Origin of the sequence: Actinomadura sp. 3N407 (genome assembly GCF_052245875.1) — a bacterium.
In the GTDB taxonomy this organism is placed as follows: domain Bacteria; phylum Actinomycetota; class Actinomycetes; order Streptosporangiales; family Streptosporangiaceae; genus Spirillospora.
In genome coordinates this window covers 304,631-331,362 of the sequence record NZ_JBQQBP010000008.1, presented here as the reverse complement: position 1 = coordinate 331,362, position 26,732 = coordinate 304,631, and the positions used below count along the sequence as shown (strand labels likewise).

The 26,732-nt window shown below is 70.8% G+C and carries 25 protein-coding genes, 1 tRNA gene and 1 pseudogene; 16 read left to right on the top strand and 11 right to left on the bottom strand.

Annotation, left to right across the window (positions count from 1 at the left end):
• The first annotated feature begins 187 nt into the window (after positions 1–187).
• The 3 genes from ACTWPP_RS22380 (at position 188) to ACTWPP_RS22370 (ending at position 4,294) form a co-directional block, all read left to right on the top strand.
• Positions 188–970 carry a class I SAM-dependent methyltransferase gene (locus tag ACTWPP_RS22380; RefSeq protein ID WP_443106279.1) on the top strand — a complete coding sequence of 261 codons (783 nt, stop codon included), beginning with the start codon at positions 188–190 and terminating at the stop codon, positions 968–970.
• Positions 971–1,188: 218 nt separating this feature from the next.
• A complete protein-coding gene (locus ACTWPP_RS22375) occupies positions 1,189–2,493 on the top strand; it encodes an alpha/beta hydrolase (protein ID WP_443106278.1) in 1,305 nt (434 codons plus the stop codon).
• Positions 2,494–2,749: 256 nt separating this feature from the next.
• On the top strand, positions 2,750–4,294 hold the full coding sequence (locus ACTWPP_RS22370) for an integrin alpha (protein ID WP_443106277.1): 1,545 nt from the start codon (positions 2,750–2,752) through the stop codon (positions 4,292–4,294).
• Positions 4,295–4,310: 16 nt separating this feature from the next.
• Here the strand turns inward: ACTWPP_RS22370 and ACTWPP_RS22365 are convergent, their stop codons facing one another.
• From ACTWPP_RS22365 to ACTWPP_RS22350, 4 genes and pseudogenes are all read right to left on the bottom strand, one after another.
• Positions 4,311–5,144 carry a hypothetical protein gene (locus ACTWPP_RS22365; protein ID WP_443106276.1) on the bottom strand — a complete coding sequence of 278 codons (834 nt, stop codon included), beginning with the start codon at positions 5,142–5,144 and terminating at the stop codon, positions 4,311–4,313.
• Positions 5,141–6,067, bottom strand: a complete 927-nt coding sequence (locus ACTWPP_RS22360) for an ABC transporter ATP-binding protein (RefSeq protein WP_443106275.1) — start codon at positions 6,065–6,067, stop codon at positions 5,141–5,143. The genes ACTWPP_RS22365 and ACTWPP_RS22360 overlap by 4 nt, the downstream gene beginning before the upstream one ends.
• A gap of 118 nt (positions 6,068–6,185) precedes the next feature.
• Positions 6,186–6,542, bottom strand: a complete 357-nt coding sequence (locus ACTWPP_RS22355) for a tetratricopeptide repeat protein (RefSeq protein ID WP_443106339.1) — start codon at positions 6,540–6,542, stop codon at positions 6,186–6,188.
• 116 nt (positions 6,543–6,658) lie between these two features.
• Positions 6,659–6,898, bottom strand: a pseudogene (locus tag ACTWPP_RS22350) (response regulator transcription factor); the annotation flags it as partial.
• A 31-nt stretch (positions 6,899–6,929) separates the two neighbouring features.
• Here ACTWPP_RS22350 and ACTWPP_RS22345 point away from each other — a divergent pair.
• On the top strand, positions 6,930–7,583 hold the full coding sequence (locus tag ACTWPP_RS22345; RefSeq protein WP_443106274.1) for an MFS transporter: 654 nt from the start codon (positions 6,930–6,932) through the stop codon (positions 7,581–7,583).
• 132 nt (positions 7,584–7,715) lie between these two features.
• Here ACTWPP_RS22345 and ACTWPP_RS22340 read toward each other — a convergent pair whose 3' ends face one another.
• The gene (locus ACTWPP_RS22340; protein WP_443106273.1) at positions 7,716–9,665 is read right to left on the bottom strand and encodes a sensor histidine kinase; all 1,950 of its coding nucleotides are present in this window, start codon (positions 9,663–9,665) and stop codon (positions 7,716–7,718) included.
• 96 nt (positions 9,666–9,761) lie between these two features.
• Positions 9,762–10,358 carry a TetR/AcrR family transcriptional regulator gene (locus tag ACTWPP_RS22335; protein ID WP_443106272.1) on the bottom strand — a complete coding sequence of 199 codons (597 nt, stop codon included), beginning with the start codon at positions 10,356–10,358 and terminating at the stop codon, positions 9,762–9,764.
• Between the two features lie 96 nt (positions 10,359–10,454).
• Here ACTWPP_RS22335 and ACTWPP_RS22330 point away from each other — a divergent pair, with 96 nt between their 5' ends.
• The 8 genes from ACTWPP_RS22330 to ACTWPP_RS22295 all read left to right on the top strand — a co-directional run bounded on the left by ACTWPP_RS22330 (position 10,455) and on the right by ACTWPP_RS22295 (position 18,021).
• Positions 10,455–11,015, top strand: a complete 561-nt coding sequence (locus ACTWPP_RS22330; protein WP_443106271.1) for a hypothetical protein — start codon at positions 10,455–10,457, stop codon at positions 11,013–11,015.
• Between the two features lie 255 nt (positions 11,016–11,270).
• The gene (locus ACTWPP_RS22325; RefSeq protein ID WP_443106270.1) at positions 11,271–11,876 is read left to right on the top strand and encodes a response regulator transcription factor; all 606 of its coding nucleotides are present in this window, start codon (positions 11,271–11,273) and stop codon (positions 11,874–11,876) included.
• A 208-nt stretch (positions 11,877–12,084) separates the two neighbouring features.
• The gene (locus ACTWPP_RS22320; RefSeq protein ID WP_443106269.1) at positions 12,085–13,032 is read left to right on the top strand and encodes an NAD-dependent epimerase/dehydratase family protein; all 948 of its coding nucleotides are present in this window, start codon (positions 12,085–12,087) and stop codon (positions 13,030–13,032) included.
• A 32-nt stretch (positions 13,033–13,064) separates the two neighbouring features.
• A complete protein-coding gene (locus ACTWPP_RS22315) occupies positions 13,065–14,411 on the top strand; it encodes an MFS transporter (RefSeq protein ID WP_443106268.1) in 1,347 nt (448 codons plus the stop codon).
• A 78-nt stretch (positions 14,412–14,489) separates the two neighbouring features.
• On the top strand, positions 14,490–15,749 hold the full coding sequence (locus ACTWPP_RS22310) for a lipase family protein (protein WP_443106267.1): 1,260 nt from the start codon (positions 14,490–14,492) through the stop codon (positions 15,747–15,749).
• Between the two features lie 141 nt (positions 15,750–15,890).
• Positions 15,891–16,727, top strand: coding sequence for an alpha/beta fold hydrolase (locus ACTWPP_RS22305; protein ID WP_443106266.1), 837 nt, complete (start codon positions 15,891–15,893; stop codon positions 16,725–16,727).
• Complete coding sequence (locus ACTWPP_RS22300) at positions 16,720–17,304, top strand: TetR/AcrR family transcriptional regulator (RefSeq protein ID WP_443106265.1); 585 nt, start codon at positions 16,720–16,722, stop codon at positions 17,302–17,304. The genes ACTWPP_RS22305 and ACTWPP_RS22300 overlap by 8 nt, the downstream gene beginning before the upstream one ends.
• A 303-nt stretch (positions 17,305–17,607) precedes the next feature.
• A complete protein-coding gene (locus ACTWPP_RS22295; protein ID WP_443106263.1) occupies positions 17,608–18,021 on the top strand; it encodes a DUF3592 domain-containing protein in 414 nt (137 codons plus the stop codon).
• A 120-nt stretch (positions 18,022–18,141) separates the two neighbouring features.
• Here the strand turns inward: ACTWPP_RS22295 and ACTWPP_RS22290 are convergent.
• Positions 18,142–18,217, bottom strand: a tRNA-Glu gene (locus tag ACTWPP_RS22290).
• Positions 18,218–18,290: 73 nt separating this feature from the next.
• Positions 18,291–20,012, bottom strand: coding sequence for a metallophosphoesterase family protein (locus ACTWPP_RS22285; protein ID WP_443106262.1), 1,722 nt, complete (start codon positions 20,010–20,012; stop codon positions 18,291–18,293).
• A gap of 23 nt (positions 20,013–20,035) precedes the next feature.
• Between ACTWPP_RS22285 and ACTWPP_RS22280 the strand changes: the two genes are divergently transcribed.
• Positions 20,036–20,386 (top strand): metallopeptidase family protein, encoded by a 351-nt coding sequence (locus tag ACTWPP_RS22280; RefSeq protein WP_443106261.1) that lies wholly within the window; start codon positions 20,036–20,038, stop codon positions 20,384–20,386.
• Between the two features lie 95 nt (positions 20,387–20,481).
• Positions 20,482–21,825: an MFS transporter gene (locus ACTWPP_RS22275; RefSeq protein ID WP_443106260.1), complete on the top strand. Its 1,344-nt coding sequence runs from the start codon at positions 20,482–20,484 to the stop codon at positions 21,823–21,825.
• 55 nt (positions 21,826–21,880) lie between these two features.
• On the opposite strand, the gene ACTWPP_RS22270 is transcribed toward ACTWPP_RS22275, so the two are convergent.
• On the bottom strand, positions 21,881–22,222 hold the full coding sequence (locus ACTWPP_RS22270; RefSeq protein WP_443106259.1) for a PspC domain-containing protein: 342 nt from the start codon (positions 22,220–22,222) through the stop codon (positions 21,881–21,883).
• A gap of 138 nt (positions 22,223–22,360) precedes the next feature.
• Here ACTWPP_RS22270 and ACTWPP_RS22265 point away from each other — a divergent pair, with 138 nt between their 5' ends.
• Both ACTWPP_RS22265 and ACTWPP_RS22260 read left to right on the top strand, forming a co-directional pair.
• Positions 22,361–23,512 (top strand): acyl-CoA dehydrogenase family protein, encoded by a 1,152-nt coding sequence (locus ACTWPP_RS22265; protein ID WP_443106258.1) that lies wholly within the window; start codon positions 22,361–22,363, stop codon positions 23,510–23,512.
• A gap of 99 nt (positions 23,513–23,611) precedes the next feature.
• On the top strand, positions 23,612–24,631 hold the full coding sequence (locus tag ACTWPP_RS22260) for an aspartate-semialdehyde dehydrogenase (protein WP_443106257.1): 1,020 nt from the start codon (positions 23,612–23,614) through the stop codon (positions 24,629–24,631).
• Positions 24,632–24,644: 13 nt separating this feature from the next.
• On the opposite strand, the gene ACTWPP_RS22255 is transcribed toward ACTWPP_RS22260, so the two are convergent.
• Complete coding sequence (locus ACTWPP_RS22255) at positions 24,645–24,863, bottom strand: DUF2277 domain-containing protein (protein ID WP_443106256.1); 219 nt, start codon at positions 24,861–24,863, stop codon at positions 24,645–24,647.
• 290 nt (positions 24,864–25,153) lie between these two features.
• Entirely contained in the window at positions 25,154–26,677 is a 1,524-nt protein-coding gene (locus ACTWPP_RS22250; RefSeq protein WP_443106255.1) for a M20/M25/M40 family metallo-hydrolase, read from the bottom strand.
• Positions 26,678–26,732: the final 55 nt, after the last annotated feature.

Here is a 26,732-nt window from a genome sequence, read left to right as displayed (position 1 = left end):
GCCGTGGCCGGCGCGACCTCCGCGTGCGGGAGAGATAACGGCTTCGCTCCGTCCCCGCGCTTGGCGATCCTTTCAGCTGACCTGCGGCTTATCGAAGCGGTGGCCGGGGTAGGGCACCTGTGCCATCATGACCGCCCAGGTACTGGACGCTGCCTTCCCGAAGTGCACATTTTGGGGGACGAGCCCGATGACCGAACCGCTCCCGCCGACGCGCAGGAATCGCGCGAGCCTGACCTACAAACTGCGCTACGCCGCCCAGAACCCCGACAAGATCCGTACATACGCGGCCAGGGTGGCCCGCGACCTGAAACTCCGAATCTCCAGCCGCGGCCACGTCGCCTACTACCGGGCCGTCATGAAGTCCGACACGGCCAAGAACCCCGAGGCGGCCGTCGGCAGCCGGTCCCATGAACGCTGGCTCAAACTCGGCCAGATGCAGTTCGACTACCTGCGCGAACACGGACTCAAACCCGGTGACCGGATGCTGGAGATCGGCTGCGGCAACCTGCGGGCCGGGTGGCGCTTCATCGACTACCTCGACTCCGGCAACTACTACGGCATCGACATCTCGCCCGACATCCTGCTCGCCGCGCAGAACACCCTCGTCCGCCAGGAACTGCGTGACAAGCTTCCGCATCTGACGCTCGTCGACGACCTGAAGCTGCGGTTCCTGCCGTCCGAGCATTTCTCGGTCGTCCACGCGCACAGCGTGTTCAGCCATTCGCCGCTCGAAGTCATCGACGAATGCCTCGCCAACATCGGCCGCGTCATGGTCCCGGGCGGTTTCTTCGACTTCACCTTCGACCGCACCGAAGGAACTGAACACCACGTCCTCCGCGAGGACTTCTACTACCGCACCGAAACGCTGACCGCGCTCGCCGAAAAGCACGGTTTCACCGCCCGCTTCATGGACGACTGGGAAGAACTCCCGCACGGCCAGTCCAAAATCCGCGTCACCCGCCCCGACTGACGGCCCCCGCGGAACCACCGGCCGGGCGACCTCGCGGTCGTCCAGATCGGCGGGCAGTGCGTCCCGAGACCGCCGAGATCGGGTGCGGACAGGGCGCGGTGTCCTGCCGCGGGTGCCGCTGGTTGGGTGCGGGCACAGTGTGGGGACGGAAGCCTTGACGGCGGCCTCCCGTGATCAGACGCTTTGGGCCCGGATGGTCACAAGAGGAAGCCGTACCGATGCTGCGAAGGCTCATCGCCCTGCTCTGCGTCCTGCTGATGTCCGTGTCGGTCATGTCGCCCGCCCACGCGGACGGACGCCGGGACCGCCCGCGTCCCGTCGTGTTCGTCCACGGGTTCAGCGGCTCCGCCGGCCAGTTCGAGACCCAGGCGCGGCGCCTGGCCTCCAACGGGTACCCGGCCCGGTACATCGAAGGCCACGACTACGACTCGACGTTCAGCGTGAACACCGTGGAACAGGTCTTCGCGTCGCTGGACGAACGCATCGCGCGGCTCCTCGGCGAGACCCGCGCCGACAAGGTGGACCTGCTCGCCCACTCGCTCGGCACCTCCCTGATGCAGAGCTACCTGCGGAGCTCACCCGCGCGGGCGGCGACCGTCGCGCACTACGTCAACCTCGACGGCGCGACCGCGGAGAGCCCGCCGGGCGGCGTCCCCACCCTGGCCGTGTGGGGTGAGGGATCCACCGAACGCCGCATCGGCGGCGCCGCCAACGTGTACTTCTCCGGGCAGTCCCACACCCAGGTCGTGACGTCGCCCGAGACGTTCGCCCGGTTCTATGAGTTCCTCAACGGCCGGGCCCCGGACACGACGCGGATCGTCTCGCAGCGGCGCGTCTCCCTGTCGGGACGTGCCGTCCTGTTCCCGTCCAACGTGGGTGCGGAGGGCGCGCGGCTGGAGATCTACCGGGTGAACCCGCGTAACGGCAAGCGCCTGGGGCACCGCCCGCTCGCGAGCTACCGGCTCACCGGCGACGGGTCGTGGGGCCCGTTCAAGGGCCGGGGCGACGCGCACTACGAGTTCGCGGTCGTGTGGAGCGAGACGTCCGTCCACCACCTGTACTTCCAACCGTTCCTCCGCACCGACCGGCTCGTCCGGCTGCTGACCAGCCGTCCCGGTGAGGGCCTGTCGGGGCTCGTGGAGACCGGCGACCACCACTCCGCCCTCACCATCAGCCGGCAGAAGGAATGGTGGGGCGACCAGGGACCGGCGGGCGACTCCCTCTACATCAACGGACGGCAGGTGCTGAACGCCGCGAACGCCCCGCGCACCAAGCGCGTCATCGGGATCTTCGCCTACGACGCCGGGCGCGACGGCGTCACCGACCTGACCGAACCCATCCCGGAGTTCTTCGCCACGCCGTTCATCACCGGCATGGACGTCCACCTTCCGTCCGGCCGGCGCCCGACCACGATCGTCTCCCTGCCCCGCGGCGGCCACGGCCGCGCCGACGCCCTGGCCGTCCCCAGCTGGCCGTCCAGCGAGCACCGCATCTCCGTCCAGCTCAACGACCACCCGAACTGAGGCCCGCTCCCCGCCGGACGAGCCGGCGGTTCAGGGGTGGGCGTTCCTGAACCGTCGGCTCACGCTCCTCAGCGTGTGAGCCGCCCGGCGGCGGATTGATCAGCTCGCACGGGCGATGTCTCGCGCGAGCGGGCGTCTTGCGCGGGAGGTGAGGTGCGCGGAGACGAAGCGCGCGACGCGACGAGAAAATTGGTTGCCACGTACATGTGAACAGGAGGTGAAGGGAAGCGGGCGGGAAAGGAGGTGAACCCCCCAAATGAGACCAGCACAAGCAGGAACGCTGGGCGTCGCCGTCGTGACGGCGGCGTTCACCGTGGCGGGACCCGCGCGAGCCCACGGTCCTTCCACGTCGAAGGAGCGGGCCGCGCAGGAGTGCTCGGGCGACCTGGCCGCCAACGCCAGTGACTTCAACGGTGACGGCCACGCCGACGCGGCGGTGGCCGATCCGTTCGCCGGTGTGGACGGCCTGTCCGACGCGGGCGCCGTTACGATCATGTACGGCGAGTCCGGCGGCGGCACCGGCGAGGGGCCGCGCGCACGTGTCACGCAGAACTCGCCCGGCGTGCCGGGCGGGGCCGAGGAAGGCGACCGGTTCGGGTTCGCCGTCGAAGCGTTCAACCTGGACGCGGACGGCTGCACCGACCTGGTCGTGTCGGCGCCCGGAGAAGACCTCGGCGCCGCGGACGCGGGCGCCGTGACGGTGATGTTCGGCTCGCCCGGCGGGCTCGGCAGCGGCCGCCCCACGCTGTGGATCGACCAGGACACGGCGAACATCCCGGGTGGCGATGAACGCGGCGACCAGTTCGGCTACCGGCTGAGCACGGCCCCGGCGATGGGCCCCGACGCCGCCACCATCGTGGCCGGCTCGCCCTACGAGGACGTCGGGTCCGTGCGGGACGCCGGCGCCGCCACCGCGATGTGGTTCACCGGTGCCGGCCAGGTCGCCGCGGCGCGCTGGTTCGACCAGGACACGCCGGGGGTCCCGGGCGCCCCGGAGGCCGCTGACCTGTTCGGTTCGGACGTGGAGCTGACCCAGGTCTCGGGCAGCTCCGGACGGTGGGACCTCATCGCCGGGCTGCCGTACGAGGACGTCGGCTCGGCGAGCGACGCCGGAGCCGTCACCGTGATCGAGGACATCGCCGAGGCCCGCTCCAGCTACCCCTCGCAGTGGTGGAGCCAGGACACCTCCGGGGTGGCCGGGGGCGTCGAGGCCGGTGACCTGTTCGGCACCGACCCCGAGCACGTCGTGACCCCCGAGGGCACCTACGTGGCGGTCGGCGTGCCGGGTGAGGCCCTGGACGGCGCGGCCAACGCGGGCATGGCGCAGGTCTTCCGCACCTCCGGCGGAGGACTGCAGCCCCAGCGGGTGTTCCACCAGAACACGCCGGGCGCTGAGGGGGCCGTCGAGCCCTCCGACTACTTCGGCGGCGTCCTGCACGGTGTGGAGCGGCCCGTGGCAGGTGGCGAGGCCCGCCTCGTCGTGGGCCTGCCCTATGAGGACCTCGGAAACGTCCAGGACGCGGGGGCCGTCCAGTCCTTCTCGCTGGACGCTTCGGACGTCCAGGACCGGTGGTTCGAGCAGGGGTCCTCCGGGGTCTCCGATTCCCCGGAGAGCCGCGACGAGTTCGGATCGGCCCTGGGCACGGCGGGTGACCAGGACGAACAGGTCCTGCTCGTCGGAGTGCCCCGCGAGAACGCACGCGGGCTGGTGCATGTGCTGCCCTTCGGCGGCGCCGGCGACCGGACCTGGACGTCCGGCGAAGCCGAGCGTTTCGGCTTCGGCCTCGCCGGACACCGGTGACCTTCCCGGACGGACGTCAGGCGTCGCGGCGGCGTAGGGCGACGTGGGCGGCGGCGATCGCGGCCGCCGCCCACGCCGCGAGGACCAGCAGGCCGAGCGCCGGCGGGTACGAGTCGGACTCGCCGCGCATGAAGGCCGCGCCGGCGACGGCGGGCATGAAGTCCGCGGCGCGTTCCATCGCCGTGACGCCGCTCGCCTGCAGGCTGGCGGGCACCACCAGGACGACCAGGAAGATCACGATCAGCGTGCCCACCGCGCTGCGCAGCAGGGCGCCGACGCCCAGGGAGAACACGCTGATCACGGCCATGTAGAGGCCGACGGCGAGGACGTCGCCGAGCCAGGTCGGGAACTCGAACTCTCCCCAGTGCCCGAGCAGCGGCAGGGCGGCCAGCGACCCGGCCGCCGCGAGGACGGTACCGGCCAGGCCGCCGATGACGGCCGCGACGAGGGTCTTGGCCGCGAGCATCTCGCCTCTCCGCGGGATCCACTGGAGCGTCGCGCGGATCGCCCCGGTGGAGTACTCGCTGGTGATCAGCAGCATGGCCAGCCCGATCAGCACGAACTGGACCAGGTCCACCGCGCCGATCGCGATCGTCCCGGCACCGACGACGCCCTTGTCGTCCGCCGGGTCGTCGTTGTCGTTCGCGTGGACGGTGTAGATGGCGAGCTGCAGGCAGGCCAGCCCCATCAGGACGGCCGCCCCGAGCAGGTTCCACCAGGTGCTGCGGACCGTCCACGCCTTCGTCCACTCGGCGGCCACGGCACCGGGCAGGCGTCCCCCGGTCGCGGTGCTCCCCGGCCCGCCGCCGGCGGAGGCGTCCGGCAGGCGGCCGTCGGTCGTGGCGGTCATCGGCTCTCCTCCTGGGACGCGGCGAACTCGACGCTTCCGGCGGTCAGCTCCATGTAGGCCTGTTCGAGCGTGGCCTCCTGCGGGCTGAGTTCGTGCAGGAGGAGGCCGAGGCGGTGGGCGAGCTCGCCGACGGGTTCGACGGTGGTGCCCGAGAGCAGCAGTTCCCCGGGCGAGACCGTTTCGGCGGTGACGCCCTGCCGGGCGAGATGAGCGGCCAGTTGCCGCAGGCCCTCCGGGTGCGGCCCGCGGACCTTGACGCGGTGCCGGGAGCTTCCGGCGAGGATCTCCCCGATCGGCGCGTCCGCGATGAGCCTGCCCTTCCCGATCACCACGAGGCGGTCGGCGGTCAGCTCCATCTCGCTCATCAGATGGCTGGACACGAAGACCGTGCGTCCCTCGGCGGCCAGGGAGCGCATCAGCTCACGCACCCAGCGGACGCCGTCGGGGTCCAGCCCGTTCACCGGCTCGTCGAACATCAGGACCGGCGGGTCGCCGAGCAGCGCCCCGGCGATGCCGAGCCGCTGGCTCATCCCCAGCGAGTACGCCCCCGCCCGCTTGCCCGCGACGTCCGTCAGCCCCACCTTGGCCAGCATCTCGTCGACGCGCCGCCGGGGGATCCCGTTGCTGCGCGCCATCGCCAGCAGATGGTTCCGGGCACCGCGGCCGGGGTGCACGGACTTGGCCTCCAGCAGCGCCCCCACCTCGCGCAGCGGATGCCGGAACTCCGCGTACCGGCGGCCGGAGACCAGCGCCGTCCCCGCCGTCGGCTCGTCCAGCCCCATGATCATCCGCATGGTGGTGGACTTCCCGGCGCCGTTGGGTCCGAGGAAACCGGTCACCAGACCCGGCTCGATCTTCAAGGTCAGGTCCGCCACGGCCGTCGTCCCGCCGTAGCGTTTGGTCAACCCGGAAAGGATGATCATGCGCTCTCCCGCTCGTCGTCTACCGGAACGGTAGACGAGCGGCGGGCGGCGGCCGCAGTGCCCGATCGTCGCCGGACGCACCCGACTTTCGTCAGGTGCGCCCTGCATGCGGAAAGGGTCAGGCGAGGTCGGCGGCCGTGACCGAGACGTCCACCTGCGCCGCCGGCTCGACGCCCATCGCGGCCGCCATCTTGCGGAAGGCGCGCGCCTCGCCGGGGCGGCTGCGCCGCTCCAGGGTGCGGGCCAGCGCCTCGTAGGCCCAGCCGTTGGACGGGTCCAGTTCGACGAGCCGGCGGAACGTCTCCTCGGCCCGCCCGAGCTGGGCGCTGTGGAAGTACGCCCGGCCCAGCAGCTCGACGGCCGCCCGGTTCTCGCCGTGCTCCGCCACGATCGGGGACAGGATGCGCGCCGCTCCGGCGTAGTCCTTGGCGTCGAAGAACAGCGTCGCGCGCTGGAACTCCTCGTACGCGGTCATCATGGCCCCCTCTCCACGGATTCACCCCCAGGAACCGGGCGGACGTCCGCGTTGTTCCCGCGGCGTGGACCGGCCGTGCGCCCGCCGGATCGGCGCGGCACCGGCCGCCGGAAGCCTCAGGTCACCAGCCCCCCGCGGTAGGCGTAGACCACCGCCTGCACGCGGTCACGCAGGTCGAGCTCGGTGTGGATGCGCGACACGTACGTCTTGACGGTCTCCTGGCTGATCACCAACGTCGCGGCGATCTCGCTGTTGGACCGGCCGTCGGCGATGAGGCGCAGGACCTCCATTTCGCGGGCCGTCAGCGCGGTGTCGTCCGGTGTGCCCTCGGCGGGACGGTCCGACGCCGCCTTCCTGGTGGTCGCAGGCACGTCGCTGGTCTTGCTCGTGCTGGTCATCGTCCCCCGGTTCCCCAAGACCCGCGCACCGTCGGACGGCGGGGGCCGCCGGGGCGTGCTGGGCACGATGCGGGATCACCGCCGGACACTGCTCCAGCTGGGGCTGACGGTGTCGGTGATCAGTTCCATGCGGACCGGCCGGCGGGTCCTCGTCCCCCTGGTCGGGGTCAGCCTGGGGTGGGACGACGTGTCGACCGCCCTCCTGCTCGGCGTCACCGGCGCCCTCGACTTCGCCGTCTGCTACCTCGGCGGCGCGCTGGCCGACCGGGTCGGGCGGATCCACGTGGCCGCCGGCACGCTCCTCGCGTTCGGCCTCTCCCACGTCGCGATCGCCCTCGCGCTGGTCATGCCGGCGGGAGGCGTGGTGTACGCCGTGGCCGTCGCCGTCATGTCGACGGCCAACGGGATCAGCGGCGGCCTGATCCCGACGATCGGCTCCGACCTGGCCGACCCCGGTGCGCCGGCGTCGTTCCTCAGCGCGTGGCGACTGGTCACCGACGCGGGCGGGTCCGTGGCCCCGCTGGTCGTCGCCGCCTTCGCTGGCGCCCTCGGCCTGGGCGCGGCCAGCCTGGCCATGGCGCTCAGCGCCTCGATCGCGGCGAGACTCCTGCCGAGGTACGCCCGGCGACATCTCGACACATGAGCGCCCGAAGCCTTGACGAGAACGAGAGGAACCAGACCGGCCCCGCGGTCGGGGCCGCGGCAGGGCCGACCACCGACGGCGACCCGGGCAGGCGAGCCTCGTGGAGTTGCTCGCGCCATCCCCGCGGATTCCTCATCGCCTCAAGGTCGGCCGAGGCGTAGATCGTCCTGTGCCGCAAGACGCCTTCTGGGTCGAGCCCTCCGGCACTCGGACCCCGGCGCCGTTACCTGATACGGCGGGATCGACGGTGAGCGACGCCGTGAGGGTGAACGTGCCGTGGTCGGCGACGGCCGTGAGACTCCCGCCGAGGGCCTCGATCCGGGAGCGGAGGTTGGTCAGGCCGGCGGGAGGGCACTGATCTGTCGGCCGGTGCGGCCGCTCTGCGCCGTCATTGGTGATCCGCACCCGCAGTTCACCGTGGACGACGGCGATGTCGAACGTGCAGTTCTCCGCCCTGGCGTGCCGGATGATGTTGGTCGCCGCCTCTCGAACGATGATCCCTATCAGGTTGTCCACGCCGCGAGGGAGGTCGCCGGCGTTGTCCGTGATGGTGACCGTGGCCCCGCCGGCTCTGAGGATGGCGCGGGCGGCGAAGAGTTCGTCGCGGCACGTGACGCTGTCCAGTGCGGTGGTGAACGTGCGGACCTCGGTGAGCGCCTGCTCGGCGCTGCGCTGCGCTTGGGTGAGGTGGTCGCGAGCCTCGGCGTGATCGGCTCCACTGGTCCGGACGGCGAGCTCGATCTTGAGCTTGATGACGGACAGGTGGAAGCCGAGCAGGTCGTGGATGTCCCGAGCGAGCCGGAGCCGCTCGGTGATGACGGCCATTCGAGTCAGTTCGTCCCAAGTGGAGTGGAGACGATGGGTGATCTGGGGCAAGTTGTGCAATGCATAGATGACGGCAGCCCAGTACAAAGAGCCGGAAGCAAAGTAGATCCCGGACCAGAGCCCCTCGTGGTGGTGGAAGTATGCGAGAAGGGCGACGGTATTGGCCGCCACCGCGAACCACGACCACGGTGCGGGCATCCGGACCAGCGCGGTGCCTCCGGCCAGAGCCAGGAATATCAAGATCGAGGGGTCCGGGAAGAACATCAGCGTGGCACCGACGATCAGGCTGATCTGGGCGGCGAGGATGACCGGCCACCAGCGAACCGCAGTGCCACTCGCCCGGGGGGCTCCGAGATAGAGCTGGAGCGCCGCTATCGCGAGGACGACAACGATCCCCACGGTCATGTGGTCCGGGACGAGCTCGTGCCAGAACATGTTGAGGGCCGAGGTGGCGATGAAGTCGGCGACGATCAATAGGTGTGCCCACGCGGCGAAGCGGACCCCCACGCCGATGGGTGCCTGTCGCGCGGGTGCCGAGCCGTCCAGGCTGATGTTGCGGTGGATGTTGGCGATGGTCCGGGCGTCGGTGGCCGCTTGGGAGGCGAATCCGCCGATGACGGTGAGGTGGGTGCGGCTGAGCTTCGACGCTGTGAGTGCCTCGCGGGATTGCCCGATGATGGCTGACAACCGCGTGCCGACATCAATGCCGAGCCGGTCGGCCGCGCGCAACCGCTCTGCCTCGACTTCGACGTCGGCGAGCCGCCGTCCGTCCTCGTGGGTCTGCCGCACGAGCTGGGCCAGCCGGACGATCGCGAAGATCGCGAACCCGTTGGCCACGTTGACGAACACGGCATACACGAAACTCAGGGTCGAGGGAGTGAGGTACCCGCAGAGGGCGGCGTCACCGACGGCGACGACGGCGAACAGTACCACCGCAGGGCGCCGCGGCAGGACCAGCAGGATCCCGGCGCACAGGAACATGCCGGCCATGCCCCAGCCCTGCCCGATCACCAGGTAGGGCGCGAACACCGCGGTCGCCTGGACGCACAGAAGCAAGGCCGGGCTCCCGCGCCGCATGATGAGCAACGCCAAGGCGATGACGAGGACGACGATCGCCACGACCCCGGTGACGGCCAGGACGGGAGACAACTTCGCGTGAATGTCGAGCGATCGCAGGTGGGAGACGATCCGCGCCACGAACACGAAGCAGACGGCCCCGAGCGCATCCTGCCAGGCGACCCCTGATCGCCGTGTCACCACGTCCCCCCGATCCGGCTCAGCGTCGATTCCGGCCGGGCTGCGCGGCGGTGGTGTCCATGACGTTGCCGGGGCCCGGCTGTGCGCCGCATCGAGCTATCCGTGATCACGTTTCTCCGCCGGCAGGTCGGACGATTCGGAATGTGAGGTCGGTGGATCCGGTCGTTCCACGAGCGGGCGCAGAACCTCGAAGACGGCACGCTTGCGCACCGGAGACAGCGGCGGAACGAGGTAGGTTCCGCCGATCGTCACCACATAGAGCAATTCTGCGATCAGTTCCGGTTCGGTGTGGCCGATCTGTTCGCAGAGGTCTCGCAGGTAACCGATCCGCCGTGCGTCGACGCGAGCCAGCGTCGCGGCCGCCGTGGAATCCTGTTTCGCCCAGGCGCGGATGCCGACCTCGAGACGCGGATCGCCGGCGACCGCCCTGTCCATGAGGCGCTGCAACCGCTCGCGCGCCGGCCTGTGCTCGACTGCTTCGACCGCGTCGATGACCGAGGCGGTGTGCTTGGCCTCGAAGTGCGCGAGCAGCGCGGTCCGGAACCTCGGCATGGATCCGAAGTGATGGTAGAAGGCCCCCTTGGAGACCCCCATCCGCTCGCATAGCCGGTCGAGTGTCACGGCCTGGACGCCCTGAGCGCCCAGCAGCTCCAATCCCGTGTCCAGCCAGTTCGGTGCGCCTTTGGTCCGCATCCCCGGAACATACCATAAGGTACGGTATGTCGAAATGACGGATCGTTGCCCGGGGTCGATGGGATCACCGGCTCGTCCCGTCACTGAGGAGCCTTCATGACCGGTGACATCACCTGGCACTTCAACTTGAGGCACGAGAAGGCGATCGCCGCTCCACCAGAGCTGGTCTGGCGGGCGATGTTCGAGGTCCGGCTGTCAGACCTGCGGCTGGTGCGGGCCCTGCTCTGGGCCCGGGGCGTGCCTGCCCGGCTGACACGCCGTCAGTTCCGGGCTTCGGAGGGCCTCACTCTGTTCGAGGGGGCCAAGAGCCGGTTCGCCGTGCTCACCAACGACGAACCGCACTTGTTCGAGATCGGGCGGATCGCCCAATTCTGGCTGGCGGTCCCGAAGGACGGGCCGCTGGTCAAGGACCACGAGGCGTTCGCGGCTTTCGCTGAACCGGGCTACGCCAAGGCCCTGATGTCATTCGAGTTCCGGCCTGAGCGCGGGGGGACCCGGATGGTCACCACCACCCGGGTCGCCGCCACCGATGAACGTGCCAGGCGCAGGTTCGGCGGATACTGGCTGATGATCAAGCTCGGCGCCGGGGCGATCCGGCGCGCCATGCTGTCGGCGGCCGAACGGCGGGCCCTGGAACTGGCCGCCGCGAGAAGCTAGATGGGTCGCGTGGCCGCCGTGCGCGCGTTGTGGTTGCGACCGCCATGACGATCGCGCCGGACAGTCGTCATGCGGGCTCGGGCGTCGACGCTTGGCGCCCGGTGTCCGTCGCCCCGGATGCGCACCCCCGCGCGAGAACGCGCCGAGTTGACCGATGCTGCAGGCCAACCCGGCAATCCAGCGCCACGTACCCCGACCTGCATGTGCCGTAGGGTGACGTGACGAGACTCAGTCAGGTGACGCTGGGGGCATTCTGTGATTCGGGTCCTGGTGGCTGAGGACGTCCGTATGCTCCGCGAGGCCTTGGTCGACTTGATCGGCTACGAGGACGACATCGAGGTGGTCGCGTCGGTCGGGGCCGGCGATGCGATCGTGCCGGCGGCCCTGCGGGAACGTCCCGATGTCGCCGTGATCGACATCGAGCTGCCCGAGCGCGACGGCCTGGACGCCGCGGCCGAGTTGCGTGACCTGCTTCCGGAGTGCCGGACGCTGATTCTCACCGGAGTCGGCCGGCCCGGGAACCTGCGTCGCAGTGCCGGGGCGAACGTGGCGGGCTTCATGCTGAAGGACTCCCGGCCGCAGGATCTGGTGGCGGCGATCCGGACGGTGGCGGCCGGCGGCCGGGTGATCGACCCGCAGCTCGCGTACGCCGCGTTGGACGTGGCCGACAACCCGTTGACCGAACGCGAAGCCGATGTGCTCAGGCTGACCGCGGAGGGCTCGAATCCGCGTGAGATCGCGGCACGACTCCATCTCACGTACGGCACGGTGCGGAACTACCTCGCCTCGGCCGTGACGAAGCTCGGCGCGCGGAACCGGGTGGACGCCATCCGGATCGCGACGGAAGCGGGCTGGATCTAGGCCTGCGATTCGCCTCTGACGCCGCCGTACTCACGAGGTCGGTGCCGGCGGAAGCCTGCCATCCCCTCCGCGTGCCCTGCGCATAGTGCGGATTGCATGTCCGGCCGGTGCATCTGGACGGCCGGTCAGTGCACTGGGCACTGGTGGCGGCCGGCCTGCGCTGCGAGCGTTGGCGGCGAATCCATCCTGCTGATCGCTGGGAGGAATGATGCGCGTTCTGGTTGCGGGGGCCACCGGGGTGATAGGGAGCCAACTCCTCCCTGCCCTGGTCGCCGCCGGGCATGACGTCACCGGCTTGGCGAGGAGTGTTCCCGGTGCCGATGCCGATCTGGCGGGCGTGCGGATCGTCGTCGGTGACGCCTTGGACCGCGCGTCGATGGAACGCGCCGTTGACGAGGCGGCCCCGGACGCGGTGGTGAACATGCTGACCGCGATCCCGGCGGAGATCGATCCGAAGCGGCTCGCCGAGCAGTTCGCGCTGACCAACCGGCTCCGCACCGAGGGCACACGAAACCTGCTCGCCGCGGCCGGCGGCGTCAAGCGGGTGATCGCACAAGGACTCGCCTACGCCTACGACCCCCATGGGGACGGCCCCGCGGTGGAGGACGCCCCGTTGTGGCGCCGGCCGCCGAAACCGTTCGCCCCCGTCCTTGCGGCCCTTCGAGAGCTTGAGCGGTCCACTCGGGACGTCGGCGGGCTGGTCCTGAGGCTGGGCCATTTGTACGGCCCGGGGACCATCTATGCGCCGAACGGGTCCTTCGTCCGTCAGGTGAGAGCCGGGAAGCTGCCGCTGGTGGGCGGTGGCTCCGCGACGTTCTCGTTCTCGCACACCTACGACGTCGCGGCGGCCGTCGTCGCGGCCCTGGACGGTGACGAGGTCGGTGTGCTGAATGTGGTCGACGATGAACCGGCCCGGATGAGTGAGTGGCTCCCGTTCCTGGCGAACATGATCGACGCCCCCCGCCCCAAGACCGCGCCCGCCGTCCTCGCCAGGCTCGCGGTCGGTTCGTGGGGTGTGGCGTTCATGTCGCAGCTGCGAGGCGCAGACAACACACGCGCCAAGAACACGCTCGGCTGGGAACCGCGCTATGCGTCGTGGCGTACGGGGTTCGCCACGGAGCTGGGCGGGATGACGGCTGCGGACGCGTCGTCGTGACGACGACTCAGTCGGCAGCGCCCGATGCGCGAGTGCCGCAGCGAACCGACTGGCTCGTCATCGCGGCCACCGGCATCGCGGTGTTCATGGCACAGGTGGACACCACCGCGGTCAACATCGCGCTACCGACGGTCGAGAACGAATTCGCCATCGGCACCAGCCTGACGCAGTGGATCGTCCTGGGCTACGTCCTTCCGATGATCGCACTGTCGCTGCCGAGCGGGCGGTGGCTGGACGGGGTGGGCCACCGGAACGCGCTGCTCTTCGCCGTGTCCGGATTCGTCCTCACCAGCATGGCCGTGGGACTGGCGCCGAGCATCGGCTGGCTGATCGCGGCACGGGTGCTCCAGGGCGCCTTCGCCGCGGTGCTGTTCGCGCTGATCCCGGTGCTGACCACGGTGGCATCCCGGCCCGGCCAGCGCGGCCGCGCCATGGGCATCGTGATGACGCTCGGGCCGCTGGGCGGTGTGAGCGGGCCGGTCCTGGGCGGGCTGCTCGTCGAGCACGCCGGCTGGCAGTGGATCTTCTACCTGAACGTGCCCGTCGGCCTGATCGTGATCGCGATCGGTCTCACGCGGCTGCCGCCCGGCTCCGCGCTGCGCGTGCCGGGCAGGGGTTTCCTGGCGGAGATCGGACTGCTCGCGATGACCGCGATCGCACTGATGCTGTCGCTGACCTTCACCGCCGAGTACGGACCCGGCTGGCTGATGCTGGCACCGCTGGCTCTCCCGTTCGCCCTGCTGTGGCACCGGCACCCCAGCAGCGGCGCGGTCCGGGAGTTGCTGAGGGCACCGGGCATGCGGGGCCCGCATCTGGTGCTCCTGACCGAGATGACCGCGGTCATGACCATCGCGTTCCTCGTCCCGTTCCACCTTCAGCGCTCCGCCGGTGCGACGCCCGCCGACGTGGGATTGACCATGCTGACGTTCCCGCTCGCCACGATGACCTTCGGCCTGATCGGCGGCGCTCTCGCGGACCGCTTCACCCCGCGCCGGGTGACCGGCGTGGGCGCCGTGCTGATCACGCTCGGGGTGGCCCTGACGGTCCCACTGGCGCAGACATGGGGCATGAGCGACCTGATCTGGCGGCTGGCAATCATCGGGGTGGGCGCCGGCCTGCTCGCCGGGCCGAACCAGACCATGGCCATGAACAACTCACCGCGGCACCTGCTGGGCACCACCGGGGCGTCGACCAGCCTGGTCCGCCAGATCGGCATCGCCTTCGGCCCGGCGCTGGCGACCACCCTCTGGGCGCTGCCCGGCTACACCGTCACCGGGATGCGGCTGGCGATCGGCATGGCCGCCGTGTCGGCGGCCCTCAGCGTCCTCGCGCTCGTCCGCACACCACAACTGGACGCACGCGCCGACGGAGGCGACTGATCGAAGTTTCTCACCGACCCACACGGCCTGCCATGCGGTCGGCCACCCCGGGGAGCCGGGTAGTCAGGAGCGACCATCATGAAGATCCGCCGCCCCGCCCTTGCCGCCGCCGTCTTCGGCACGGCACTGCTGGCCACCGCGGTACCGGCGACCGCGGTACCGGCGACCGCGGCCCCAGCGTCCTGCGATCGGGCGTGCCAGGAAGCGAGAAGGCTGGAGGCGCGCAACGCGCTCCCCAGAACCGGCTTCTACGACGCGCCCGACCCGCTGCCATACCGGCCGGCCGGCACGCCGATCCGCACCGAACCCGCCGACGACTACTCCGTCAACGGCGGCTCGCTGCCCGCCACGCGGATCCTCTACCACTCCCGCACGTCCCGCGGACGTGATGTGGCCGCCTCAGGAGTGGTGCTCGTTCCACCCGGCACGCCTCCCGAGGGCGGCTGGCCGGTGGTCGTGGACGCGCACGGCACCAGCGGAGCGGGCCGGAGCTGCGCCCCCTCGCTGATGCGCGACCTCTACCACGGCGATCAGATGTCCCGCTTCCTGGAACGGGGATGGGCGGTCGTCGCCCCCGACTACGCCGGGCTGGGCGCCACGGGCCGCCACGAGTTCCTCAACAGGCGCGCAGCGGCCAACGACGTGATCAACGCCATGCGGTCGGCGCGCGAGGCCATACCGGGACTGTCCTCACGCTGGGTGGTGTGGGGCCATTCGCAAGGCGGCCACGCCGCGCTCGCCGTCGCCGAACGGCAGCGCGTCCGTGCCGAGCCCGGCTACCTCGGCTCCGTGGTCACCTCCCCGGGCGCCGATCTGCGGGCGGCTTTGGAACACATGAACACCGCGCCGGGCCTGGGCGGATTCATCGCACTCGTCACCGCGGGGGCGAAGGTGTCCGAACCCGGCCTGCCGCTCGGCCGACTCCTCGCGACACCGGCGCTCGCCCGTCTGAGATTCACCAGGACCGACTGCCTGCCCGTCGTGAGCACCGTCTACGGCGGCCTCGGAGGCGACGAACTGCTCAAGCCCGGCGCCCTGCAGCAGCCACGCTTCGCCCGCCACCTCGCGGCCAACTCCGTCGGGCACAGGCCGGTCGGCGGGCCGGTACTGCTGCTCCAGGGCGAGGCCGACATCGTCCTCCCCAGGCGGCTCACGGACCGCCTCGCTGGCGACATGTGCGCGACCGGCTCACACATGGACTACCGCACCTACCCCGGTCTGGGGCATGACACCTATCCCGGGCAGGTGGTCGGCATCGACGACGGAGCAATGCCCGACATCCTCACCTGGACCGCCGCCCGTTTCGCCGGAGAGCCCGCCCCTTCATCCTGCCCCTGAGCCGTGCGGCGGCGGCCGGGGGGCCGCCGCCCAAACCCAACCCGGATCCGGGTTTGCACCTCGTAGCGCTTCGTCGTTTGACAGGCTTGGTTAACGTGGTTAGCGTTAAGCTAACGAAATTAGCCAACCCTGGGGGATGTCATGACCGAGTACCTCGCCGTCGACGACGGCACGGTCGCCTACGAGGTGGCGGGGTCAGGCCCGCTGATCGTCCTCGCGCACGGCATGGGTGACAGCCGTGCCGCGTACCACGCCGTGATCCCGCCGCTGGTGGCGGCGGGCTATCGGGTCGCCGCGGTCGATCTGCGCGGCTGCGGCGAGTCCAGCGTCGGCTGGCCGGCCTGGAGCCGCACCGCCATCGCCGGTGACCTGCTCGCCGTGATCCGCCACCTGGGCGGCCCGGCCGTACTCGTCGGCCACTCGATCTCCGGCGGCGCCGCCACCATCGCCGCGGCGCGGGAGCCCTCGCTGATCACCGCGGTCGTCGAGTTGGCGCCGTTCACCCGCAAGCAGTCGATCCGTCTCGGCGACCTGCGGGTGAAGCGCTTCCGGCGGGGCATGCTGCGGCTGCTCGGCGCGAACGCGTTCGGAAGCGTGCCGCTCTGGCGCTCGTACCTCGACGTGGCCTACCCCGGAGTGAAGCCGGCCGGCTGGGCCGAGCGACTCAGCCGCATCGACTCCCTGCTGCGCGAGCCGGGGCGGATGAAGGCCTTGCAGGGCATGGGGCGCAGCGCCCCGTCCGACGCCGGCGCGCAGCTCGGCAACGTCCGCTGCCCGGTCCTGGTCGTGATGGGCACGCTCGACCCCGACTGGGGCGACCCGCGTGCCGAGGGTGCGGCCATAGTCGAGGCCCTGCCGTCCGGCCTCGGCCGCCTCGAGATGATCGAGGGCGCGGGGCACTACCCGCACGACCAGTTCCCCGACCAGGTGGTTTCGCTCATGCTCGCCTTCCTGCGATCGGACGCCGCTCGTGCCTAGGGTCGGCTTGGACCCGGCGGCCGTGGTCGCGGCCGGTGCCGCCCTCGCCGACGAGGTGGGTTTCGGCAACCTGACGATGGGTTTGCTGGCCGAGCGGTTGGGCGTGCGTACCCCGTCCCTGTACAAGCACGTGGGCGGCCAGGAAGACCTCAACCGGCGCATCGCGGTCTTGGCGTTGAGCGAGGCCGCAGACGCTGTCGGCGGCGCGGTCCAGGGGTATGCGGGCCGCGACGCCCTGGCGGCCGCGGCACGCGCCTTCCGCGCCTTCGTTCTGGAGCACCCCGGCCGATACGCCGCGACGATCGGCGCGGAACCGTCCGGCCCGGACGATCCGCTGGCCACCGCGGGCCGGCGGCTGCTCGGCGCGTTCACGGCGGTCCTGCGCGGCTACGAGATCGAAGCGTCCGACGTAGACCACGCCCTGCGCACGCTCCGCAGCCTCTGCCACGGCTTCGCCACGTTGCAGGCGGCCAACGCCTTCCAGTGGAGCACCGACATCGACGAGAGCCTCGAATGGCTGATCACCTTCGCCGACCGAGGCCTGCGCGCCATGCGAGCAGGCCGCGGCCCCTTCTGAGGAAGCGCAGTTGATCAGAGGTGCTCCGGGGGCACCTCAAGAGCGGCGCAGTGCATGAGCATCAGATCACCGTCGATCAATAGAGCGCTGCTGGAGGCGTTCGATGAGGACGTCCTGCGTGCCGTGCTGCCTCATCTACGACTGAGCATCTAACGCGTGCCGCGCTGGCGGTATGGGACGACGCCGACCACCCAATTCCCTTGGGCGTTCAGGAGGAGATCTCGGCATACCGGAGTTCGCAGGGACCCCTGTAGCCTGCCGCGGACGGTCCGGTCGATGGGCCGCAGGGGACCGGGAGGTTTCGTGGACGGGAAGTCATTCCTCGCGGTCTTCGGGGCCTGCCTCATCCTGGCCGGGATCGTCCTGCTGGTCAGATCCCGGTTGTTCCGTGCCCGCGCGGTGCGCGTGTCCGGGCGGATCACCAAGCTCAACGTCACCGTTGTGGAAAACGGGAGCAACGTCCGGGATGCGACCGTCGAGTTCATCACCGAGGATGGGCGCGAGATCACGACCAAGGGCGGCGACATCGGGTCGCAGCGCCTGCGTGAGGGAAGCCCGGTCAAAGTCCTGTACCACCCCAAGAAGCCCACTGTGGCCTATATCGAAGGCACGTCGATGCGCGGCGGCTGGGTCGGCGGAGTCTTCATCTGTTTCGGGGTATGCATCACCCTCGTCCTCGTCCTATTCCTGCTCTTCGGCCCCGAAGCAACGATGTGACCCGGCACGCCCCTGACCGTCAGTCCGCGGACGGTCCTGGGCGGCGAGCCACGCTTCTGCCTCGAAGGTCGTGTCTGGACGGCGAAGGCGTCCAGCAGGGCCGTCTTGCAGCCGTGCGGGTGGTACCCCCTACCGGATTCGAACCGGCGCTACCGCCTTGAAAGGGCGGCGTCCTAGGCCGCTAGACGAAGGGGGCCTGGAAGTGGCGAGGTTGGCTGCCACGCGACCTGGCCAAGTGTAGAGGACGGGACGGGTCGGCGCGCAAACGGTTACTCGGGATCGGGTGTGCGGGTGGGGGATTCGCTGCTGACGGGGGCCGGGCTGCGGGACGGCCAGTCGGACGGGAACTCCGACGGGAACGGGGATGTCGGGGACGGGGGCGGGGACGAGGCGGGCGGCTGCGGGTTGATGGGGCGGTCCGGGGCGGGCTCCAGGTGGCGTTCGATGTTGGCGGAGGTCAGGCCCAGGCCGCCCAGGCGCAGGTCGTCCCAGCCCTGGAGGCGGTGGGTGGCGCGGCTGAAGTACATGACGGACAGCTCGATGGGGGTCGGCTCCTCGTGTTCGAGGCCGCGGAGGCCGGCGCCGCCGGTGGAGCCCTGGACGAACAGGCGGGTGCCGGTGGGCAGGAGCTTGGTCGAGCGGGCGTGGGCGTGGCCGCCGAGGATGAGGGGCGTCAGGCCGGAGAACGCCTCGCCCTCGGTGGGGTCGTGGGCGACGACGATGTCGGGGGTGGTCCCGGTCTCACGGAGCTTGTTCGCGAGGCGCAGGCCCTCGGCGCGGATCGCGTCGGCGCCGGTGAAGTCGTCGCGGGTGCTCTTGTCGGGGGTGAAGCGGGGGTCGCCGATGCCGTAGATGCGCAGGCCCTCGACCTCCTGGGTCTCGTCGTTCAGGACGACGGCGTTCTCCTCGTCGGCGACGGCCTCCTCAGTGCCCTTCGAGTCGTGGTTGCCGCGGACGTAGACGTAGGGGACCTTCAGTTCGGAGATCTCGTCGGCGAACTTGTCCTCGGCTTCGCTGCCGTGGTCCATGAGGTCGCCGGTGTCGATGATGATGTCGACCTTGAACTGGGTGGAGACGGACTTGATCACGTTCCAGGCGGCGGGGTTGAGGTGGATGTCGGAGACGTGCAGGACGCGGATGGTGGACGGGTCCGGCTCGTAGGTCGGGAGGGTCGAGGTGGTCGCGTACAGCTCGGAGACGTTGCCGACGAGGCGGGCGAGCTGGGCGCGGTATTCGGAGAAGCGTTCGACGATGCTGCGGGCGTCGCCGACGATCTGGGGGGCGTTGGCGAGCAGGCCGGTGTAGCGGGGTTCGGCGATGGACTGGGGGTTGAACGTCGCCCAGGTCAGGATGGTGACGGTGACGAGGCCCAGCGCGGTGGACGTCATGCCGAGGATGGCGTGGCGCCAGGACCTGAAGAGGGCCAGGGCGGCGATGAAGCCGGCGGCGAGGGCGATCACGGCGGCGCGGACGAGGAGGTCGACGACGCCGTCGCGGATCTGGCCGGCGATCTGGTCGGTGAGGCGGTCGATCTCGGTGTCGTTCTCGATCAGCTTCTGGGCCTGCTCGGGACGGACGTCCTTGAGGCTCGCCTCCAGTGAGACCGGGCCCCAGTGGGTGTCGAGCTGGAGGGAGCCGAGCGGCGGCAGTTCCAGGTTCGTCCCGCCGTGCAGGGACGGGTGGAGGCTGAGCTGGACGTCCGTGGGCCCGACGGGGGTCACGGTGCGTCCGCCCAGGAGGAGGCCGACGTAGCCGGCGCCCAGGCCGACGACGATGACGAGGAGGAGCCGGGACACGCGGCCGGTGACGGCCGGGCGGACGCGGCGGGTGACGGGGGAGGCGAGGGCGCGGACGCGGGCGGTGGCCGCGGCGGCACGGGCCCTGGCGGGGGCGGAGCGGGCGAGGAGATCGCGTGGGGCCTTCAGGACGCGGGAGACGCTGAGACGCAGGATCGTGAGGGTGCCGGCCAGCGCGGCGCGGACCTTGGGCACGTGTTCCCCTTCTGTCGAGCAGAATGGCCAGTGTGATCGAGTTGTCGCGTGACGCGTTCGAGGACCTGGTGGGCGAGGCTCTCGATACGATTCCACCCGAGCTGACCGCCCACATGCGCAACGTCGTCATCGTCGTCGAGGACGATGCGCCCGAACGCGGACTTCTCGGCCTGTACCAAGGCGTACCCCTCACTGAGCGCGGCGACTGGTACGGCGCCGTGCTTCCCGATCACATTTCGATCTACCGCAATGAGATTCTCGAAATATGCGACACCCCGGACGACGTGGTGGAAGAAGTCCGGATCACCGTGGTGCATGAGATCGCTCACCATTTCGGGATCGATGACCGGAGGCTACACGAGCTTGGATACTGAGCCTGCGAATTGCGCACTGTAGGTCACACAACTGCCACGCAGCGTGAGTTAATGGGAGGGTCGCCCAACACCGGGCGGGCTGAACTGGAGCGTGCGTGGCGGGAAGGCAGACCGGGCGGCATCGTCGCCCCCCGGAGGAGCAGGCGACCTACCGCGAGGTTTTCGCGGTCGGAGAGTTCCGCGCCCTCTGGCTGGCGCAGGCGCTGTCGTTCGTCGGGGACCAGCTGGCACAGGTCGCCCTGGCCGTCCTCGTGTACGACCACACCAGGTCGGCGCTGCTCACAGCGGTGGTGTACGCGCTGACCTACATCCCGCCGATCGTGGGCGGGCCCGTCCTGTCCGGGCTGGCCGACCTGTTCCCCCGCCGCACCGTCATGGTCGTCTGCGACGTCCTGCGGGCGGGGCTGGTGACGTTCATGGCGCTGGTGCCGATGCCGGTCGGCGCGCTGTCGGTCCTGGTGTTCCTGACGGTCCTGCTGGGCACGCCGTTCTCCGCGGCCCGCGCGGCCACCCTCCCGGACGTGCTGGAGGGCGACCGGTTCGTGGCGGGAACGGCGATCAACAACATCACCCACCAGGGCACGCAGATGCTCGGGTTCCTGGCGGGCGGCGCGATCGTCGCCGTCGTCGGGACGCATGAGGCCCTCGCCCTGGACGCGCTGACGTTCGGCGCCTCGGCCGTCATCCTGATCGCCGGGCTGCGGCCGAGGCCGGCGCCCAAGCGGCGCGAGGGCGACTCGCTCGGCCTGTGGCGCGGCACTCGGGACGGCGCGCGGCTCGTGTTCGGCGACCCGGTGCTGCGGTCGCTGGTGCTGTTCGCGTGGCTGTGCGCGTTCTACGTGATCCCGGAGGGGCTCGCCGCGCCGTACGCGGCGACGTTCGGCGGCGGCGCGGTCACGGTGGGCCTGCTGCTGTCGGCGATGCCGACGGGGATGGTCGTCGGCGCGTTCCTGTTCAGCCGGTTCGTCCGTCCCACGAACCGGCTGCGCGCCATGGGGTCGATGTCGATGCTCGCCTGCCTGCCGCTGATCGGGGCGGGCCTGCACCCGCCGCTGTGGGGCGTCGTCGCGCTGTGGGCGCTGTCGGGCGTCGGCAGCGCCTACCAGCTCGCCGCCAACGCCGCGTTCGTGACCGCGGTGCCGGCGGCGGGACGCGGGCAGGCGTTCGGCCTCGCCCAGTCCGGCATCCTCGCCGGGCAGGGCGCCGGCATCCTCATCGGCGGCGCCGCGGCGCAGGTCCTCGGGCCCGAGACGGTGGTGGCGCTCGCCGGTGTGCTCGGGCTGTCGGCCGCGGCGATGCTCACGCTCGTCTGGAACCAGGTCCGCGGCGGCGTCATCGGCGGCGTGCGCGAGCGCGCCGGACCCGTCGCCGTCGCCGCGTCCCACGCGGGCGGCGACGACCTGCCGGGCGGCGTCAGCCGCTCGGCGTCCGCCTCCTAGGCGCCCGGTTCCGCGATCCGGGGCGCCCGGCCTCCGGTTCCTGACTGCTCGCGTCTTAGGCGTTCGTGCGGTTCTTGTTCTTGTTCACCGCGTCCTTGGACTTCTGGACGGCGTCCTGGACGGTCGGGGAGTCGCTCGCCTTCTTGAACAGGTCCTCGGCGATGGACTTCTGGGCGCCCTCCTCGGGGATGAGCACCCACGCGAGCGCGTACAGAGCGATCCCGGCGCCGCCGAAGATGGTGAAGACGGCCAGCCCGAGCCGGATGATGTTGGCGTCGATGCCGAGGTACTGCGCGGCGCCCGAGCAGACGCCGGCGACCATCCGGCCGTCGTGGGTGCGCCGCAGCTTCTTGTCGGTGTTTCCCGGGGTCCCTGTGGTGTTCTTGTCCATGTCCATGCCTCGATCATGCCCAGCGGGGGACGACTCTTACATCCGGATTCGCCCTGACTGACCCCTGAGTGAACCCCTGCCCGATCCGGGAGCCGTCCCCGACGTACCCTCATGGGCGGGACAGCCCCGCAGGAGGAGGCCGATATGGACGTGCTGCGCGTCGACGACCAGCTCACCGACGAGGAACGGATGGTCCGCGACACCGTCCGGGCGTTCGTGGCGGAACGGATCGTGCCGCGGGTGGCGGGCTGGTTCGAGGACGGCACGTTCCCCGTCCGCGAGATGGCCCCCGAGCTGGGCAAGCTCGGGCTGCTCGGCATGCATCTGAAGGGCCACGGCTGCGCCGGGATGAGCGCCGTCGCCTACGGGGTGGCGTGCCGCGAGCTGGAGGCCGCCGACTCGGGGCTGCGCAGCTTCGTCTCCGTCCAGGGGTCCCTGGCGATGACGGCGATCCACAAGTACGGGTCGGAGGAGCAGAAGGGCGAGTGGCTGCCGAAGATGGCCGCCGGGGAGGCGCTCGGCTGCTTCGGCCTGACCGAGCCCGACCGCGGCTCCGACCCCGGCACCATGCTCACCCGCGCCCGCCGGGACGGCTCCGACTGGATCCTCAACGGCGCCAAGATGTGGATCACCAACGGGTCGGTCGCCGACATCGCGGTCGTCTGGGCGCAGACCGGCGAGGGCATCCGCGGATTCCTCGTCCCGAAGGGCACGCCCGGGTTCACGACCGGCGACATCCACCAGAAGATGTCGCTGCGCGCGTCCATCACGTCCGAACTGGTCCTGGACGACGTGCGGGTCCCCGCGGACGCGATGCTCCCCGGCGTGCAGGGACTGAAGGGGCCGCTCGGCTGCCTGTCGGAGGCGCGCTACGGCATCCTGTGGGGCGCGATCGGCGCCGGCCGGTCCTGCTACGAGACGGCCGTCGAGTACGCCAAGACCCGCGAGCAGTTCGGCAAGCCCATCGGGTCGTTCCAGCTCACGCAGGAGAAACTCGCCTGGATGGAGGTCGCCCTAGGGCAGGCCGGCCTCGTCGCCCTGCACATCGGGCGGCGCAAGGACGAGGGGAACGTCACGCCGCAGCAGGTCTCGTTCGGCAAGCTCGCGAACGTCCGCGCCGCGCTCGACGTCGCCAGGCAGGCCCGCACCGTCCTCGGCGCCAACGGGATCACGCTCGAATACCCGGTGATCAGGCACATGAACAACCTGGAGAGCGTCCTGACCTACGAGGGGACGCAGGAGGTTCATCTGCTCACGCTCGGGAAGGCCGTCACCGGCCTGGACGCGTTCCGTTAAGGGAAGCTTGAACCCTCCGCGTAGGGTTACTGACTGGACGTCCTGCCACGGACCTGGGCAGACTCACCCGCGCAGGTCGGATCTACCAGAGGGAGCGGCATGAGAGTCGGCATCGTCGGGGCCACCGGACAGGTCGGGGCCAAGATGCTCGAAATCCTGGCCGAACGCGGATTCCCCGTCGACGAGCTGCGGCTGTTCGCCTCGGCCCGCTCGGCGGGACGCAAGCTGCCGTGGAACGGCGCGGAGATCACCGTCGAGGACGCGACGGCCGCCGACTACTCCGGCCTGGACGTCGTGCTGTTCTCCGCGGGCAAGACCACGTCCAAGGCCCTCGCGCCGAAGGTCGCCGCCGCCGGCGCCGTGGTGATCGACAACTCCTCGGGGTGGCGGCTGGACCCGGACGTCCCGCTCGTCGTCGCCGAGGTCAACCCGCACGCCGCGGCGAACCGCCCCAAGGGGATCATCGCCAACCCGAACTGCACCACGATGGCCGCGATGCCGGTGCTGCGGCCCCTCCACGACGAGGCCGGGCTGTCCGCCCTCGTCGTGTCGACCTACCAGGCCGTGTCCGGCAGCGGCCTCGCGGGCGTCGCCGAGCTGCACGACCAGGCGTCCAAGGTCGTCCAGAACGCCGACAGGCTCACGAACTCCGGCTCCGCCGTGGAGTTCCCGGAGCCGGGCGTGTACGTGCGGCCGATCGCGTTCAACGTCCTGCCGATGGCCGGGTCGATCGTCGAGGACGGCCTGGCGGAGACCGACGAGGAGCAGAAGCTCCGCAACGAGAGCCGCAAGATCCTGGAGATCCCGGATCTGAAGGTGTCGGGCACCTGCGTCCGCGTCCCCGTCTTCACCGGGCACTCCCTGCAGGTCAACGCCCGGTTCGACCGCCCGATCAGTCCGGAGCGGGCCGCCGAGCTGCTGGCGGCCGCGCCCGGCGTCGTCCTGTCGGACGTCCCGACGCCCCTGCAGGCCGCCGGCCAGGACCCGACGTACGTGGGCCGCATCCGGCGCGACGAGACCGTCGGCAACGGCCTCGCGCTCTTCTGCGCGGGCGACAACCTCCGCAAGGGCGCGGCCCTCAACACCGTCCAGATCGCCGAACTGGTCGCCGCCGAGTAACCGGCCCGGCGGCCTAGCTCGCGCGGCTGCCCCGGACCTCCAGGGAGTCCAGGAGGGCGGCGGTGCTCCGGGCGATCTCCTCGACGGCCCGGTCGAACGCCTCCGCGTTGTGGGACGCGGGGGCGCGGAACCCCGAGATCTTGCGGACGTACTGGAGCGCGGCCGCCCGCACGTCCTCGTCGGTCACGTCGTCGGAGTACGGAGGACGGAGCGTCTTGATACTGCGGCACATCCCCCCATTGTGCCCCGGCCCCGGACGTTTCACGGCCCCCCGGCGCTGCGAGCGCCGGGGGGCCGGGCGGGGGGCGGGGTCCCCGGAGTTCGGCGGTGGAGCACGGGCCGGGCCGAGATTCGCCCCGTGCGGCCGCCTGCGGTCAGCCCTGGGGGGTGGGGTGGGCTGTCCAAAAATGCACCGTGACGACCGGCCGGGTCAACGGATCAAGCCGCCACTGGATTTTCAATCGGGCTGAACAGGGCCGTGGAAAACTCTGAAACCGGGCCCTGAGCAGCGCGGACGCCTCCCTACTTGGTGATCGTGATGTTGTCCAGGCCGGCCTCCACGAGGCTTCCGGTGCCCGCGTCGGCGGCCTGAACGAGGATGCGGACGGTCTGCCCGGCGTAGGCGGACACGTCGGCGGTCTGCGTCTGCCAGTTGCCCGGCCGGTTCGTCGCCGCGCCCGACTGGTTCAGGACGGTCGTCGACCCGTTCGGCCCCACGACCGACACCCGCAGGAAGTCGTCGGTCGTGCTGTTGTTCAGGTGGGCGAGGTACCAGGAGAACGACAGGGTCCGCGCCTCGGCCGGCAGCGCGATCTCCGACGACCGGATGCTGCTGGTGCCGCCGTCCAGGTCGTAGGACCCTGCGCCGGACCCGGCCGCGGCGCCCGTCGTCAGCGCGCCGCTGCCGCCGGCCGCGGAGAGCTGGAGGCTGGTGCCCGACCAGTTGGTCGGCTGCGGGGTGCCGCGCTCCCACGTGCCCGAGGTGGCGGAGTCGGTGCCGTCCGGGTCGGCCGTCCAGCCGGTGCCGGATTCGAGGTCGTCGGAGTAGACCGTGTCGCCGGGCGGCTCCTGCGGCCCGCCGTCGCCGCCCAGCGTCCAGACGGCGTGGGCGATGGCGTCGGAGTTGCGGTCCAGCGCGGTGTCGTTGATGTTGGACGTGGTGTCGCAGTACGCGTGGTAGCAGCGGTCGAACGCGACGCCGGCCTGGCCGCCCCACATCTGCGCCTGCGCGGACGTCTTGCGTCCTTCCGCGCCGGTGAACAGGCCGCCGGCGGGGATGCCGACCCGGATGAACGGGCCGTAGTCGGAGCGTCCGTTGAACGCGGTGTCCTGGACGGGCACGTTGATCGTGGCGAAGTAGCTGCGCAGCACCCGTTCGAGTTCGGCGGAGCCGGCGGGGCCGCCGCTTCCGCTGGAGCCGTCGCCGTCATAGGCGAAGTAGCCCGGGTTGGGGGAGCCGACCATGTCGAAGTTGAGGTAGTCGCCGATGTCGGACCGTTCGCCCGACGACAGGTTGTTGACGTAGTACGTCGATCCGATGAGGCCGAGTTCCTCGGCGCCCCACCAGGCGAACCGCAGGTGCCGGTCGGGCTGGTAGCCCTCACGGGCGACGGCGAGCGCGGTCTCCAGGATCGCGGCGGAGCCGGAGCCGTTGTCGTTGATGCCGGGTCCCGCGGTGACGCCGTCGAGGTGCCCGCCGACCATCAGGGTGTCGTTGGTGTCGCCGCCGGGCCAGTCGGCGAGCAGGTTGTAGCCGGTGGCGCCGTTGTAGCTGAACGACTGGATGCTGGTCTGGTATCCGGCCGCGTCCAGCCTGCCCTTCACGTAGTCGAGGGAGGCGCGGTAGCCGGGACGGCCGTGGGCGCGGTTCCCGCCGTTGCTGTTGGCGATGCTCTGGAACTGCGAGAGGTGCGCCTTCACGTTCGAGAGCGGGATGTCCGGGGCGGCGAGTGCCGCGGTGGGCGCCGCCGACGCGGTGGCGCCGGGCAGGAGGGCGGCCACCAGCAGGGCCGCCGTGCCCAAAGTCGCGATCTTGCGCGATCTCATGTGTTCCTCCAGGGGGAGCGCGGCCCGCGACGGGGGAGCGGGCCCCGTCACGGGC